We start from the raw sequence: 13,518 nt of genomic DNA on the forward strand, positions 1-13,518 counted from the left end.
CCATGATCGAATCCGGTTCCAGACCCGACTGCGAGCATGCGCTGGCACATGGATAATAAAGACACCTCGGCCGAAGCCGACGAGCGCAAACGTCAACGTATCCGCCTTGCTCGATTGGAGGCGGACATGGCCTATTTCCAGGCCCGTCTCGAATTGCTCGGCGAACCAAACAGTAATAATCGCGCCGCGCAGCGCAAGGTCTTTGGTCTGCTGCACAAGACGGTCGCCACCAAGATCCTCAAGGTCAAGCGGCGTTTCGCCGAACTGAATTGAGTGCTTTATTCAGCTGCCGGCCTCCAGCTTTCAGCGGCCAGCTTTTGGGGTCGGATAGCGGGTTATGGCGTGACGCCCGCTAGGTTTCACCCCTATTTTGAAACCCTTGGTAGAACACGAGCTGGTCGCTGGTCGCTGGTCGCTGGTCGCTGGTCGCTGGTCGCTGGTCGCTGGTCGCTGGTCGCTGGTCGCTGGTCGCTGGAGGCTTGAAATATGTGCACACTCGTTATCCTAAGACGTCCAGATCATTCCTGGCCGCTCGTGGTCGCGGCCAATCGCGACGAGCATCGTGCGCGCCCGGCACGCGAGCCCGGCCGCCACTGGCCGGATCGCCCCGAGACGGTCGCCGGTCTCGATCTGCTCGGAGGCGGTAGCTGGCTCGGGGTCAACGACCATGGCCTGTTGGCTGCCGTCATGAACCGCGAGGGGACGCTCGGTCCTCTGGAAGGCAAGCGCTCGCGCGGGGAATTGGTACTGGAGGCGCTGGATCACGCGGAGGCGGAGGCGGCCGCCGAGGCGTTGGCCGACCTGCATCCCGGCGCCTATCGCCCGTTCAACGTGGTGGTCGCAGATCCGCGCTCGGCCTATTGGATTCGCCATGATGGTGAGCGCGGGATCGAGGTGCATCCGATCGTTTCCGGGTTGCACCTACTCAGCAGCACCGAGCTCGACGATCCGGCCCATCCACGCATCGCAGCCTACCAGGCGCGTTTCGCGGCCGCAGCGGTCCCTGATCCCGAGTCCGGCGATTGGGCCGAATGGCGGGCATTGCTGGGATCTAGGACGGGCACCGAAGCTGGGGGGGCGGAGTCCGCCATGTGGCTTGAGGAGCGCGAGGACGGTTTCGGAACCCGCTCCAGCGCCTTGATCGCCGTGCCAGTCTATCCGGGGTTTCACAGCCATATTCTGTGGCTGCATGCCGAGGGGAGGGCGGACAGTGAAGCGTTTCGGTCGGTCATGTGACACAATCTCGCCTCGCCGGCGCGTTAGCGTTGCGCAGAGGGCGTTTTTTTCTGAAGTGAGTTCCAGGATTCAACATGTCGAACAGCATTCGTATCGCCACCCGTAAATCCCCTCTGGCCATGTGGCAGGCCGAACACACAGCCGCACTCCTGAAGGCGCGTTATCCGGATCTCAACATCGAGATCATCGGAATGACCACCAAGGGTGACAAGATCCTCGACGCGCCGCTGGCCAAGGTTGGTGGCAAGGGCCTGTTCGTCAAGGAACTGGAGCAGGGGATGTTGGACGGCGATGCCGATATCGCGGTGCACTCCATGAAGGACGTTCCGGTCGATTTTCCGGAAGGACTGCATCTCGCCGTCATCATGGACCGCGAGGATCCGCGCGATGCCTTCGTGTCCAACAACTACGAGAGCCTCGATGATCTGCCGCAGGGGGCTTGCGTCGGCACGTCCAGTCTGCGTCGGCAGTGCCAGATCGCCGATCGGCGTCCCGATCTGCGCATCGAGCCGCTGCGCGGCAACGTCAATACCCGTCTGGCCAAATTGGACGCGGGCGATTACGACGCCATCATCCTGGCCGCTGCCGGACTGGTGCGCCTCGGGTTCGAGGATCGTATCCGCAGCCGCATCGAGACCGACTTCAGTCTGCCTGCGATCGGTCAGGGCGCGATCGGCATCGAGTGCCGCAGCGAGGATCCGCGCGTCAACGACCTGATCGCGCCGCTCCATCACATCGATACCGCAGACCGCGTTCTGGCCGAGCGCGCCATGAACGCGCGTCTGAACGGCGGCTGCCAGGTCCCGATCGCCGGGCACGCGGTGCTCGACGGCGACCGCATCTTCGTTCGTGGTCTGGTCGGTAGCCCGGACGGCAGCCGCATCCTGCGCGCCGAACTGGAGGGGCCGCGCTCCGAGGCCGAGTCGATCGGTACGCGTGTCGCGGACGATCTGCTGTCCCAGGGCGCCGACGAGATCCTGAGCGCCTTGATGGAGCATTGAATGAGTACCCACTCTGATCTGGCGGGTCGCGGTGTATTGGTGACCCGTCCGGCGGGTCAGTCCGATGGACTCTGCCGTCTGATCGAGTCCGCCGGAGGGCGTGCGCTACGCTTCCCGACGATCGACATCGAGCCGACAGGGAACCCGGAGGCCGAGGCACTGCTGTCCGAGCCCTGGGATCTGATGTATTTCGTCAGCCGCAACGCGGTCGAGCAGGCCCTGGCGCTGGTTCCGAACAGGACCTGGCCGAATGTGGCCCGTTTGGCTGCGGTTGGTCGCGGGACTGCGTTGGCGCTGGGCGCGGCTGGTCGTGCGCCGGATCTGGTGCCGAGCGATCGTTTCGAGAGCGAGGCGCTGCTGGAGATGCCCGAGCTTGCGGAGATGCGGGGCCGTCGCGTCCTCATCGTGCGCGGCGAGGGTGGGCGCGGGCTCTTTGCCCAGGCCATGGCCGAGCGCGGCGCCGAGGTGCGCTTTGCCGAGGTCTACCGGCGGGTGCGTCCCACGGTGGATCCTGCTCCGCTATTGGCCTCTTGGTCGCGGGATGTGGATCTGGTCATGGCGACCAGTGACGAGGTGCTGCTCAATCTCGCCGAGATGCTGGGGCCGGAGGGTCGCGATTCATTGATCGCGACGCCTCTGGTGGTGATCGCCGAGCGGACCCGCGAGACCGCCAAGCGGCTCGGATTCGAGGTCGTGCGGGTCGCTGAGCGCGCCGAGGACGGCGCGATCCTGGATTCACTCTGCGAACTGGCCACCGGACTTGGTTGAGGCGGGCAGGAATCCGTCCGCAGCCATCTGAGAGACCAGCGTGGCGATCACCTCGCCGATGGTGGTCTCCTCTGATTCGGGGTCGAGTTGGCGGGAGCGCCCGGACCAGACCAGCTTTTCGCTCTCGGCGTCGTAGAGGTTGCTCTCCAGACGCAGGGTGCGATAGCCGGCGTAATAGTCGGGCGCGCAGACCGCGCGGTAGGTTCGCTTGAAGTAATCCTTCAGGCTTGAGTAGTGATCGGGGATCGCGCTCAGACGCGGCGGCGGCGCGCTCGATGCCGCCTCTTCGGCGATCAGATGGGAAACGACGACACCCTTTGCGCCCGACATGCGGATAGCGCGTCGGACCCGGGTCATGTACCTGAGGCTCGAATTTTGGATCAGGTGATGGCTCGGGTGAGTATCGACGCCGCGTGATTCCAGCGCCGAGGCGAAGTTGTCCTCCATGGCCTGTCGCACCTTGGTGCTGCTGGTGAGTCCGAATACGACGAGGCTGCGGTAGGGTGCGGCGGGGCGAGAGGTGTCGCTCCACACCGAGTTGACCTGTCCGGTCGAACAGGACGCCGTCGTGATCAGGACGAGCGTCCCGAGCGCGAGGGCGCGCAGGCTTGGAGCCATGGATTGTTTCCTCTGAAACTGCGGAAATTCTGATCGGGCGTTGGATTCTGCCGGCTCGACAGCAGCGCGGCAAGGACGCTCCATTGGCTGGATGTTCGCTCGGGCTTCGCTTCCTGAGCGCTTCCGCCGGAACTCAATACGGACGCATACCATGACAGAGACCATCATCGTCGGCTGCGGATATGTGGGTAGCCGGCTTGCGCGCCGCTATCTCGATCGGGGAGACGTCATCGGCGTGGTTCGAAGCGAGGACGGGGTCGCCCGTCTCGCAGCCGAAGGCATTCCGGCCCGACGTTGCGATCTCGCCCAGAATGAGCCGGACGGACTGCCGTTGGAGGGCGCCCATCTGTTCTATCTCGCGCCGCCGCCCGATCGGGGCGTCGAGGATTCATCGCTCGGGCGTCTGGTGGATGCCTTCGATCGTGTCGGCCGTCCGAAGCGGATTCTCTATCTCAGCACCACGGGCGTCTATGGCGACTGTCAGGGCGCCTGGGTCGACGAGAACCATCCGACCGAGCCGACCCAGGACCGCTCGCGGCGTCGTTTGAATGCCGAGGAGCGGTTGCGCGCCTGGCGCCGTTCGGGCGGCACCGAACTGGTGGTGCTGCGCGTGGGCGGGATCTACGGACCGGGTCGGTTGCCGTTGGAGCGTATCCGTCGTGCCGTGCCCATGGTGCGCGCCGAGGAGGCGCCCTACACCAACCGTATCCACGTCGATGATCTGGTCGAGGTCTGTGTGGCGGCGATGGAAAATGGCGTCGACGGCGCCGTCTACAACGTGAGCGACGACCACCCCAGCAGCATGACGGATTACTTCATGCAGGTCGCCGAGGCGGCCGGTCTGGAGCCTCCGCCGCTCATTTCGCTGGCCGAGGCCGATGGCCAACTGTCGGCCGGCATGATGTCCTACATGGGCGAGTCGCGACGTCTGTCCAACCGCAAGTTGCGCGAGGAACTGGGCGTCGAGCTGCGTTACCCGACATTGGTCGAAGGGCTCCGCGCCTGCGGTCTCGTCGTCTGACGCGTTTCAGTTCGTCGAGGTCGAATCGTGTTCGTTGAATCCTTTCTGCGATCCGATTCCCACCGAGCCCCAGCCCGAAGATCGTGAGGCGCCGCGTGAGCGCGGGATCGTCCCCGTGCTGCGCTATGCCGCGCTGGATCTGCTGGGCGCGATCGATCTCTGGATCCTTTTAGGCATCGTCATCGCCGTCTTCCTGACGCTCCTCCTGCCCGCAGACTATTTCCCCTCTCAGTCCTGGGCGCAGGGCATCTTGCAATATCGCGACCTTCGGTGCCGTGTACCGCGTGCTCGGCCGATCGATTCTCGTGATCTATCTGGGAACCGTCATCTTCATGAGCATCCTCTTCCGGCTCTTGTTCGAGGGGCTGCTCGATGCCCCTCCGATCCTGATGGACCATGTCCAGGCACACGGTGTGACTTGTATCGGCAATCTGAGCGCAGTGTTGCTGTCGCTCCTGCTGGCCGGTCTTTCGACACGGCGCCTGCTGCGGCGTCTGTATCCTGCTGCGGTGCTGGAAGCCGATCTGGTGCTCAAGGTCCAGGGTATGAGTTGTCAGCACTGTGTGTTCAGTGTGAGGCGCGCGCTCGAAGGATTCGAGGCGGCCGATGAGGCGGTGCCGGACCTCGATTCGGGTTTGATGCGCGTGAGCGGCGAACGTTTGGACGCGACCGCGCTGGTCGCGGCGATCCGCAAGGCGGGATTCGATGCGGAATCTGCGGATGCCGGGAGGGGATGAATGTCATTAGGGCTGTTGGGTTTTTTATCCCTCGCGCTGTTGACGCAGTGCGGCTGATCCACTAGCTTTCCCTTAGACCTAATCGCGGCAACTGCCAGGATCCCTAACCGCCCGAGCGAGTATCAAGCGCCAATGCCTCTCCGGAGCGTATCCGGGGTTTGACTTGGGGATCCGAGCCCGCCCACACATACGCCGAAAGCTATCGCTGATGCGTGTTTCGGTTGGAGGAATTGGACGACCTCCCGATCACACCCCCTTTGTTCTCGTCTCCGGTTGTCACGGGTATGTTCGTGAGCCAGACGCTCGTTTGTCGGTTGGTCCAGGTTCCGTCCGCGATTGATGTTGCCGGGATGCGTCCCCCGGGATCGGTGTCGTGGCTGTCGCGTCGGCTTGTGTGTTGGCCACCGGCGGCATTGGTTCGATCAACGCACAAGAGCGCGAGAGAATGAGAGATGAGGATTTACGTAGGCAATCTGCCCTATAGCGTGACAGACGACGATTTGCGGACCATCTTCTCCGAGTTCGGGGAGTTGGCGGCCGCAGAGGTCATCAAGGATAAATTTTCTGGCCAATCCAAGGGTTTCGGCTTCGTGGACATGCCCAGCAATTCAGATGCGGATGCGGCGATCAAGGCCCTGAACGAATCCGATATGAAAGGGCGCAAGCTGACCGTCAACGAGGCCCGTCCTCGGGCCGAGCGTCCGCGAGGCGGTGGCGGCGGTCGTTACTGAGTTTCCTGCGATGATGGAGACGCAGGCTCCCTCGGGAGCCTGCGTTCTTTCGAGCGCTACGATTCGCTAGACGGTTGGGCCGATTCCGAGCCCGTCCCAGATTCGGTCCACGCGTTCCTTGACGGCATCATCCATTCGAATGGGCTGCCCCCATTCGCGATTGGTCTCGCCCTGCCATTTGTTGGTGGCGTCGAAGCCGATCTTCGAGCCCAGCCCCGAGACGGGCGAGGCGAAGTCCAGATAGTCGATCGGCGTATTTTCGATCATCACCGTGTCCCGCGCCGGGTCCATGCGCGTGGTCATGGCCCAGATGACATCCTTCCAGTCCCGCGTGCAGACGTCCTCGTCCACTACGATGACGAACTTGGTGTACATGAACTGGCGCAGGAACGACCAGACCCCCATCATCACCCGCTTGGCGTGTCCCGGATACTGCTTTTTGATGCTGACCACGGCGAGCCGATAGGAGCAGCCCTCAGGCGGTAGATAGAAGTCCTGGATCTCGGGAAACTGCTTCTGCAGGATGGGGACGAAGACCTCGTTGAGCGCGACGCCCAGAACGGCCGGTTCGTCCGGCGGGCGTCCGGTGTAGGTGCTGTGATAGATGGGGTCGCGGCGCTGGGTCATGCGCTCGATGGTGAAGACCGGGAAGCGATCGACCTCGTTGTAATACCCGGTGTGATCGCCGAAAGGCCCTTCCGGCGCCATGTCGTCTGGATGGATGTGGCCTTCGAGGACGATCTCGGCACTCGCCGGAACCTGGAGGTCCGACTCCAGGCACTTGGCCAATTCGGTTCGGCTGCCCCTGAGCAGACCGGCGAAGGCGTATTCGGAGAGCGAGTCCGGCACCGGGGTCACCGCACCCAGTATGGTGGCCGGATCGGCACCGAGCGCTACGGCGACCGGGAAGGGCTTGCCCGGATTGGCGCGCTGCCAGTCCCGATAGTCCTGGGCGCCCCCGCGATGCGCCAGCCAGCGCATGATGACCCGGTTGGGTCCGAGCACCTGCATGCGGTAGATGCCCAGGTTCTGGCGCGATTTCTCGGGCCCGCGCGTAATCACCAGACCCCAGGTGATCAGCGGCCCGGCGTCGCCCGGCCAGCAGTGCTGGATGGGCAGGCGACCGAGATCGACTTGGTCGCCGGTGAAGGAGACCTCCTGGCAGGGCGCGTTGCGCCGGACCTTGGGGGCCATGTCCAGCACCTTCTTGAAGATCGGCAGGGTCTCCCATGCCTGCTTCATGCCCTTCGGCGGATCGGGCTCCTTGAGGAAGGCCAGCAATTTGCCGACCTCGCGCAGTGCCTCGACCGATTCCTCTCCCATGCCGAGCGCGACCCGCTCCGGGGTGCCGAAGAGGTTGCCCAGCAAGGGAATGTCGGACCCTTTCGGTCGCTCGAACAAAAGGGCTGGACCGCCGGCCCTCAGGGTGCGGTCGCAGATCTCGGTCACTTCCAGATAGGGATCGACCTCCAGCTGGATACGCTTGAGCTCTCCCCGCTGTTCGAGTTGGTCGATGAAGTCGCGTAGATCCTGATATTTCATGTCTGCGTCATCGTCCTTCGATCAGGCGGCAATGCCCGAGTGGCGCAGCAGTGCGTCGGTGTTGGGCTCGCGGCCTCGGAACTGGACGAAGAGATCCATGGCCTCCTCCGATCCGCCTTTCTCCAGGATGTTCTCCAGGAAGGCACGACCGGTCTCTGCATCGAAGACGCCCTTTTCCTCGAACAGGGAGAAGGCGTCGGCCGAGAGCACCTCGGCCCATTTATAGCTGTAATAGCCCGCCGCGTAGCCGCCGGCGAAGATGTGCGAGAAGCCGTGGGCGAAGCGGTGGAAGGCAGGTGGTCGGATGACGGCGACCTGGTCGCGGACCTCATCCAGGATCTCGTAGATCTGTCCGCCGCGTTCGGGATCGTATTCCAGGTGGATGCGGAAATCGAACAGCGCGAATTCGAGCTGACGCACCATCTGCATGGCCGACTGGAAATTCTTGGCGGCGAGCATGCGCTGATAGAGTGTTTCGGGGATGGGCTCGCCGGTCTCCCAGTGAGCGGCGAACAGATCCAGCGACTCGCGCTCCCAGCACCAGTTCTCCAGGAACTGGCTGGGGAGTTCGACTGCGTCCCATGGAACGCCGTTGATGCCGGCGACGGCGGGATAGTCGACCTTGGTCAGCATGTGGTGCAGGCCGTGGCCGAATTCGTGGAATAGGGTCTCGACCTCGTTGTGCGTCAGCAGCGAGGGTGTGTCGCCGACCGGCGGGGTAAAGTTGCAGACCAGATAGGCGACCGGAATCTGGTCGCAACCGGTGATGTGCATACGGTTGGTGCAGACGTCCATCCAGGCGCCACCGCGTTTGTTTTGGCGCGCGAAGGGGTCGAGATAGAACTGACCGCGCAGCGCGCCCGATTCCAGGTCGCGGATCTCGAAGAAGCGCACGTCCGGATGGTAGGTCTCGAATCCCTCGACCTCCTGGATGCGGATGCCGAACAGACGCTCGACCACGCTGAACAACCCAGAGAGTACCCGCGACACGGGGAAGTAAGGCCGGAGCTCTTCCTGGCTGATTTGATAGCGATGGACGCGCAGCTTTTCGGCGTAATAGCCGACGTCCCAGGGTTCGAGCCCAGTGACGCCATGCTGCTCCTGGGCGAACGCCTCAAGCTCGCGCAACTCTTGGCGGGCCTGCTCGACCGAGCGTTCGGCCAGATCGTTGAGGAACTGAAGGACCTCCTCGGGCGAGCGCGCCATCTTGGTTGCCAGCGAGCGCTCGGCGTAATTGGGGAAGTCGAGCAGCTGGGCCAATTCGTGCCTCAGCGCCAGGATGTCCTCCATGAGGTTGCCGTTATCCCATTTCCCCGCGTGCGGTCCCTGGTCCGAGGCGCGGGTGCCGTAGGCCTGGTAGAACTCGAAGCGCAGGTCGCGATCGTCCGCGTAGGTCATGACGGGCAGGTAGGAGGGCATGTCGAGCGTGAACAGCCATCCGTCCTTGCCCTGGCTCTCGGCGTTTTGACGGGCGAGCCCCAGCGCGGATTCGGGAAGACCGGACAGGAGGGCCGAATCCTGAACCAGCTTGCTCCAGGCGTTGGTCGCATCGAGCAGGTTTTCCGAGTATTTGCTGGTGAGCCGCGAAAGCTCCTGGCTGATTTCCTTGTAACGGGTCTTCTTCTCGGGCGGAAGATCCACCCCGGAGAGATGGAAGTCGCGCAAGGCGTTGTCGAGCAGCTTGCGCTGGGTCGCGTCCAGATGCTCCTGGGCGGCGACGGCCTGATAGGCGCGGAACAGCGCCTCGTTCTGGCCGACCTCGGTGCCGTATTCGCTGAGTTTGGGCAGGCAGGCATTGTAGGCGGCGCGTAGCGCGTCGCTGTTGAGGACCCCGTTGAGGTGCCCGATCGGGGACCAGGTGCGATTCAGTGTGTCGTCCATCTCTTCGAGCGGCTCGATGAAATTCTCCCAGGTCGGGAGTTCCGCTTCCTGGGTCAGTCGCTCGATCTGTGTGCGGCAGGCGGCGAGACGGGCGTCGATGGCCGGTTCGATATGTTCGGGGCGGATGAGGCTGAAGGCTGGCAAGCCGGTCTGTTCGAGCAATGGATTGGACATGGTGTGATGAAATGGATCTCGGGTCTTGAATGAATGGTGCGGGCGGCGGTTGGGCTGAATTCGGACGGTACACGCTGGCGTCGGACCCGCATATTGCGGGAGCGCGGTGGGGCGCGGAGCCGTTCCTGCGCGCCGTCCAGTCGATGGCCGTGCGCCGCCCGATTGTCCTGGCCAATCAGATGCGGGGTACGGTCGCATCTTCAATGGGGTACGGTTAATCGGTCAGGAAGCCGCTGTTCTGTCGGGGGGCGATCTGTCCCCGTAGCGAGCGCAGCATGTCCTTCTTGGGTCTGGGCTTGAACGCGTGAGGGATGCAGAAATGATAGCGCCACAGATCCTCACGGTAGCGCTCGGATGGCTCGAAGGACAGCGGCTGCCAGTCCGCTCCCTTGATGGGAGTGAAGTGCTTCGCTGTGCCGAAGGCGTAGATCTTGTACGTTCCTCTCGGTGTGCAGCGCAGGCCCTCGACCGAGAGATTGCGCGCTCCATTGCGCGCTTCGGCGACCAGGGTGTAATGCACCACCTCATCCGAGCCGGTCTCCAGGTGGGCCGCGTCGATATAGAAGCGGAAGGGTTGCGCGGTGGGGCTGTCGACCTGGAATTCGACGAGATCGGAGTCCTTCGGCCAGGGCGGAAGCGGGCGCTGAATCTCGGTCCAAGGCGTGCCCTCCTCGAAATTCGACGGCCCTGGGGGTTCTGGGTCGTTGACGAATGCATTTTCTCCCGCAAGCGTCGCTTGGCTCGTCAGGAGCAGTAGGCCGATGGCAAATGACGGGAGTCGTCTCATGGCGGAATCGATGGGTGACAGGATCATGGTGACCTCAATGATGCGGCATGCGTCCCGTAGGGTCGAGACTTGTCCTGTCGCTGGCCGCTGCTCCTGTGCGAGGTCAGATGTCGTGCCTGCGTCGGCGAAGCAGATAGATGTCCATCAGCCAACCCTTTTTCTCGCGCGCCTCGGCCTTGACGCGGAGCAGGTCGTCCGTGACCTCGTCTACCGGCCCGGAGACCAGGATCTCGTCGGGACAGCCGAGATAGCCGGCCCAGTAGACATCCATATTCTGACCTCGGAAGCGTTGGAAGGAGGCGTTGTAGTCGAGCATGACCACGGCGTTGTCGATCTCGGACGGGTCGCAGGTCTCGACATGACGGCCGGTCGTGATGGTGATGCTTTCGCCGATCCGGTTGAGCGGGATCTTGTGCTGGGCGGCCAACATTTGGACGGAGGTGATGCCGGGGATGATTTCGAAATCGAGCTGGCCCTCGGATCGGGCGACGAGGTCGGACACGAGCGAGACCGTTTGGTCGTAAATCGCCGGGTCGCCCCAGAGGAGTAGGGCGCCATTCTGGCCGTCCGCGAGCTCCTCGTCGATCAGGCGCTGGAAGAGCGCGTGCTTCTCCTCGTGCCAGATTTTGACGTCTTCCTTGTAATCGCCGCTCGCCATGCGCCGTGTCGGGCTGTTCGCCACCACGACGCGGTACCCGCTCTCGCCGAGCCCGTTCTCACCGAGATAGTGATCCAGGATGTCCCGGCGCATCTGCAGCAACTCCTCCTTGCCGCGCCCATCCTTTTCCAGCATGAAGAAGACGTCGGTACGCTTGAGCGCCTCGATCGCTTGAACCGTGAGGAATTCGGGGCGACCGGGACCCATGCCGATCAGATACAGCTTCTTCATTGTCGTGCCAGAAGGTTGGGCGCTCGCTCGGCGTCGTCGCGGTGCCGTGGAGTGCGGTGATTCGGGGATTCCGCCGCGATGCGTGCATGCACGCTCAATCTTGGGCGGGGTGGGTCCAGGCGTGGACCGATAACGTGGCGATTCTAATGAGTCGTTGGTATGATCGCCAACTTGATTCGGATTTCGCCTGCTGTGCTGTTTGCGGGGCGAATGCGCCTGTTCAACGAATGCCCCTACTCGGTTAGAGGTTGCTTGGGTCAGCAGCATTGATGCAGTCTCCTGGCCGCGATGCGCTGATGCCTCGTTGTCGCCATCCTGTGGTGCGGCTGCTGACCGACTGTTCTTGATTACCCGGAGCTGACAATGCGAATCCTTTTTGTCCACCCGAACTATAGCGCCGGTGCCGCCGATATCGCTGGCAACTGGTCGCCGGCCTGGGTCGCCTATCTGGCGGGCTATCTGAAGTCGGGAGGCTACCAAGACTATCAATTCGTCGATGCCATGGTGGACAAGCTGGACGATGATCAGCTACGTGTGGCCATCCGCGAAGCGAATCCCGATATCGTCGCGACCACGGCGATGACGCCTATGATCTACGCCGCGCAGCGTCTGCTGCAGATCGCCAAGGAAGAATGCCCGAACGCGATCACGGTGCTCGGCGGTATCCACGGCACCTTCATGTACGATCAGGTGCTGCACGAGGCGCCCTGGATCGACGCCATCATCCGCGGCGAGGGCGAGGCCGTCACCCTGAATCTGGTGCGCAGCATCGACCAGAGCGGCTGGCCGGGCGATCGCGAGAAGGTCCAGGGCATCGCCTATCTCGACGAGAACCAGCAGGTCGTCGCCACTCCGGCAGAGCCGTCCATCAAGGACGTCGACTCGATCTGGCCGGACTGGGGCATCCTGGAGTGGAAGAAGTACATCTACATCCCGCTCGGCGTGCCGGTCGCGACTCCCAACATGGCGCGCGGCTGTCCCTTCACCTGTAGTTTCTGTTCGCAGTGGAAGTTCTGGCGCGACTATCGTGTGCGCGATCCCAAGCGCATGGTCGACGAGATCGAGGAGTTGGTGAAGGTCCATGGCGTCGGCTTCTTCATCCTTGCCGACGAAGAGCCTCAGATCAACAAGAACAAGTTCGTCGAGTTCTGTCAGGAGCTGATCGACCGCGACCTCGGGATCCATTGGGGTATCAACACCCGCGTGACCGACGTCATGCGCGACGAGGAGCTGCTGCCCTTCTACCGCAAGGCCGGTCTGGTCCACATCTCGCTCGGTACCGAGGCGGCGGCACAGCTCAACCTGGATCGCTTCGTCAAGGAGACCACGGTCGCACAGAACAAGCGCGCCATCCAGCTCCTGCAGCAGAACGGTATCGTCACCGAGGCGCAGTTCATCGTCGGTCTCGAGAACGAGACCCGCGAAACGCTCGAAGAGACCTACAACATGGTCATGGACTGGGGTGCGGACATGGCCAACTGGTCGATGTACACCCCCTGGCCGTTCGCCGACATGTTTGCCGAGATGGGCGATCGGGTCGAGGTCTTCGACTACTCGAAGTACAACTTCGTCTCGCCGATCATGAAGCCCGACAACATCGACCGCGCCGAGCTGCTCGACGGCGTAATGGCCAACTACCGGCGCTTCTACATGAAGCGGATGCTGTTCCAGTATCCCTGGGTGAAGGATCCCTTCCGCCGCAAGTACCTGATCGGCTGCATCAAGGCCTTCCTCAAGAGCGCCATGGAGCGTCGCTTCTATCAGCTGGGCAAGCAGAACTACTGGGGCCCGCTGTTCAAGAAGTTCATCAAGTTCGACTACGACAAGAGCCGTTCCAAGATCGTCGAGCCGGATCACAACGCCTGGAAGAAGGCGCCTCCGGCCAAGCGTCCGGCGGTCAGTGTCGCGGGCGCCGCGCCTCAGGCCTGTGGCGGTCCCAAGGCGTGCGGCGGTGGCGATCAGCAGATGACCGAGGAGCAGATCAAGCAGTACGATAATGCTTGATTTTGAGCCGCCAGCTTCCAGCGGCCAGCCTCCAGCTGTCGCTTGCCGAGGTTTTTGCTTCTTCGGCTAGCTTTCGGCTGGCTGCAAAAAGCTGGTAGCTTTCCATTGACCTTGGCCCGCATTCGTCCG

At 62.9% G+C, this 13,518-nt stretch carries 13 protein-coding genes; 8 read left to right on the top strand and 5 right to left on the bottom strand.

Annotated elements, in window-relative coordinates; all coding sequences use genetic code 11:
• The first annotated feature begins 48 nt into the window (after window positions 1–48).
• From ACFSJC_RS08605 to ACFSJC_RS08620, 4 genes are all read left to right on the top strand, one after another.
• Entirely contained in the window at window positions 49–273 is a 225-nt protein-coding gene (locus ACFSJC_RS08605) for a hypothetical protein (protein WP_007040005.1), read from the top strand.
• A gap of 213 nt (window positions 274–486) precedes the next feature.
• Entirely contained in the window at window positions 487–1,236 is a 750-nt protein-coding gene (locus ACFSJC_RS08610) for an NRDE family protein (RefSeq protein ID WP_386025707.1), read from the top strand.
• A 74-nt stretch (window positions 1,237–1,310) separates the two neighbouring features.
• A complete protein-coding gene (gene hemC / locus ACFSJC_RS08615) occupies window positions 1,311–2,237 on the top strand; it encodes a hydroxymethylbilane synthase (RefSeq protein ID WP_386025709.1) in 927 nt (308 codons plus the stop codon).
• Window positions 2,238–3,005 (top strand): uroporphyrinogen-III synthase, encoded by a 768-nt coding sequence (locus tag ACFSJC_RS08620; RefSeq protein WP_386025711.1) that lies wholly within the window; start codon window positions 2,238–2,240, stop codon window positions 3,003–3,005.
• Here the strand turns inward: ACFSJC_RS08620 and ACFSJC_RS08625 are convergent.
• Window positions 2,973–3,623: a hypothetical protein gene (locus ACFSJC_RS08625; protein ID WP_386025713.1), complete on the bottom strand. Its 651-nt coding sequence runs from the start codon at window positions 3,621–3,623 to the stop codon at window positions 2,973–2,975. The two genes, ACFSJC_RS08620 and ACFSJC_RS08625, sit on opposite strands and share 33 nt — an antisense overlap.
• Window positions 3,624–3,774: 151 nt before the next feature.
• On the opposite strand from ACFSJC_RS08625, the gene ACFSJC_RS08630 reads away from it, so the two are divergent.
• The 3 genes from ACFSJC_RS08630 (at window position 3,775) to ACFSJC_RS08640 (ending at window position 6,112) form a co-directional block, all read left to right on the top strand.
• Window positions 3,775–4,644: an SDR family oxidoreductase gene (locus ACFSJC_RS08630; protein WP_386025715.1), complete on the top strand. Its 870-nt coding sequence runs from the start codon at window positions 3,775–3,777 to the stop codon at window positions 4,642–4,644.
• Window positions 4,645–4,949: 305 nt separating this feature from the next.
• Window positions 4,950–5,381 (top strand): heavy-metal-associated domain-containing protein, encoded by a 432-nt coding sequence (locus tag ACFSJC_RS08635; RefSeq protein ID WP_386025717.1) that lies wholly within the window; start codon window positions 4,950–4,952, stop codon window positions 5,379–5,381.
• A 452-nt stretch (window positions 5,382–5,833) separates the two neighbouring features.
• On the top strand, window positions 5,834–6,112 hold the full coding sequence (locus ACFSJC_RS08640; protein ID WP_007040013.1) for an RNA recognition motif domain-containing protein: 279 nt from the start codon (window positions 5,834–5,836) through the stop codon (window positions 6,110–6,112).
• A gap of 66 nt (window positions 6,113–6,178) precedes the next feature.
• Here ACFSJC_RS08640 and ubiD read toward each other — a convergent pair whose 3' ends face one another.
• From ubiD to cobF, 4 genes are all read right to left on the bottom strand, one after another.
• Complete coding sequence (gene ubiD / locus ACFSJC_RS08645) at window positions 6,179–7,654, bottom strand: 4-hydroxy-3-polyprenylbenzoate decarboxylase (protein ID WP_386025719.1); 1,476 nt, start codon at window positions 7,652–7,654, stop codon at window positions 6,179–6,181.
• Between the two features lie 21 nt (window positions 7,655–7,675).
• Window positions 7,676–9,709 (bottom strand): oligopeptidase A, encoded by a 2,034-nt coding sequence (gene prlC / locus ACFSJC_RS08650; RefSeq protein ID WP_386025721.1) that lies wholly within the window; start codon window positions 9,707–9,709, stop codon window positions 7,676–7,678.
• A gap of 214 nt (window positions 9,710–9,923) precedes the next feature.
• Complete coding sequence (locus ACFSJC_RS08655) at window positions 9,924–10,496, bottom strand: CNP1-like family protein (protein ID WP_386025723.1); 573 nt, start codon at window positions 10,494–10,496, stop codon at window positions 9,924–9,926.
• A 103-nt stretch (window positions 10,497–10,599) separates the two neighbouring features.
• Window positions 10,600–11,385, bottom strand: a complete 786-nt coding sequence (gene cobF / locus ACFSJC_RS08660) for a precorrin-6A synthase (deacetylating) (RefSeq protein ID WP_386025725.1) — start codon at window positions 11,383–11,385, stop codon at window positions 10,600–10,602.
• Window positions 11,386–11,748: 363 nt separating this feature from the next.
• Here cobF and bchE point away from each other — a divergent pair, with 363 nt between their 5' ends.
• Window positions 11,749–13,389 (top strand): magnesium-protoporphyrin IX monomethyl ester anaerobic oxidative cyclase, encoded by a 1,641-nt coding sequence (gene bchE / locus ACFSJC_RS08665; RefSeq protein ID WP_386025727.1) that lies wholly within the window; start codon window positions 11,749–11,751, stop codon window positions 13,387–13,389.
• The last annotated feature ends 129 nt before the right edge of the window (window positions 13,390–13,518 follow it).

The organism is Thiorhodococcus fuscus (genome assembly GCF_042682685.1).
In the GTDB taxonomy this organism is placed as follows: domain Bacteria; phylum Pseudomonadota; class Gammaproteobacteria; order Chromatiales; family Chromatiaceae; genus Imhoffiella; species Imhoffiella fuscus.

What these genes read in the sequence shown, in the direction of transcription:
- cobF (WP_386025725.1), bottom strand. Translation starts at nt 11,385, where the DNA reads ATGAAGAAGCTGTATCTGATCGGCATGGGTCCCGGTCGCCCCGAATTC.
- ACFSJC_RS08655 (WP_386025723.1), bottom strand. Translation starts at nt 10,496, where the DNA reads ATGAGACGACTCCCGTCATTTGCCATCGGCCTACTGCTCCTGACGAGC.
- ACFSJC_RS08620 (WP_386025711.1), top strand. Translation starts at nt 2,238, where the DNA reads ATGAGTACCCACTCTGATCTGGCGGGTCGCGGTGTATTGGTGACCCGT.
- ACFSJC_RS08610 (WP_386025707.1), top strand. Translation starts at nt 487, where the DNA reads ATGTGCACACTCGTTATCCTAAGACGTCCAGATCATTCCTGGCCGCTC.
- ACFSJC_RS08625 (WP_386025713.1), bottom strand. Translation starts at nt 3,623, where the DNA reads ATGGCTCCAAGCCTGCGCGCCCTCGCGCTCGGGACGCTCGTCCTGATC.
- prlC (WP_386025721.1), bottom strand. Translation starts at nt 9,709, where the DNA reads ATGTCCAATCCATTGCTCGAACAGACCGGCTTGCCAGCCTTCAGCCTC.
- ACFSJC_RS08630 (WP_386025715.1), top strand. Translation starts at nt 3,775, where the DNA reads ATGACAGAGACCATCATCGTCGGCTGCGGATATGTGGGTAGCCGGCTT.
- bchE (WP_386025727.1), top strand. Translation starts at nt 11,749, where the DNA reads ATGCGAATCCTTTTTGTCCACCCGAACTATAGCGCCGGTGCCGCCGAT.
- hemC (WP_386025709.1), top strand. Translation starts at nt 1,311, where the DNA reads ATGTCGAACAGCATTCGTATCGCCACCCGTAAATCCCCTCTGGCCATG.
- ubiD (WP_386025719.1), bottom strand. Translation starts at nt 7,654, where the DNA reads ATGAAATATCAGGATCTACGCGACTTCATCGACCAACTCGAACAGCGG.
- ACFSJC_RS08640 (WP_007040013.1), top strand. Translation starts at nt 5,834, where the DNA reads ATGAGGATTTACGTAGGCAATCTGCCCTATAGCGTGACAGACGACGAT.
- ACFSJC_RS08605 (WP_007040005.1), top strand. Translation starts at nt 49, where the DNA reads ATGGATAATAAAGACACCTCGGCCGAAGCCGACGAGCGCAAACGTCAA.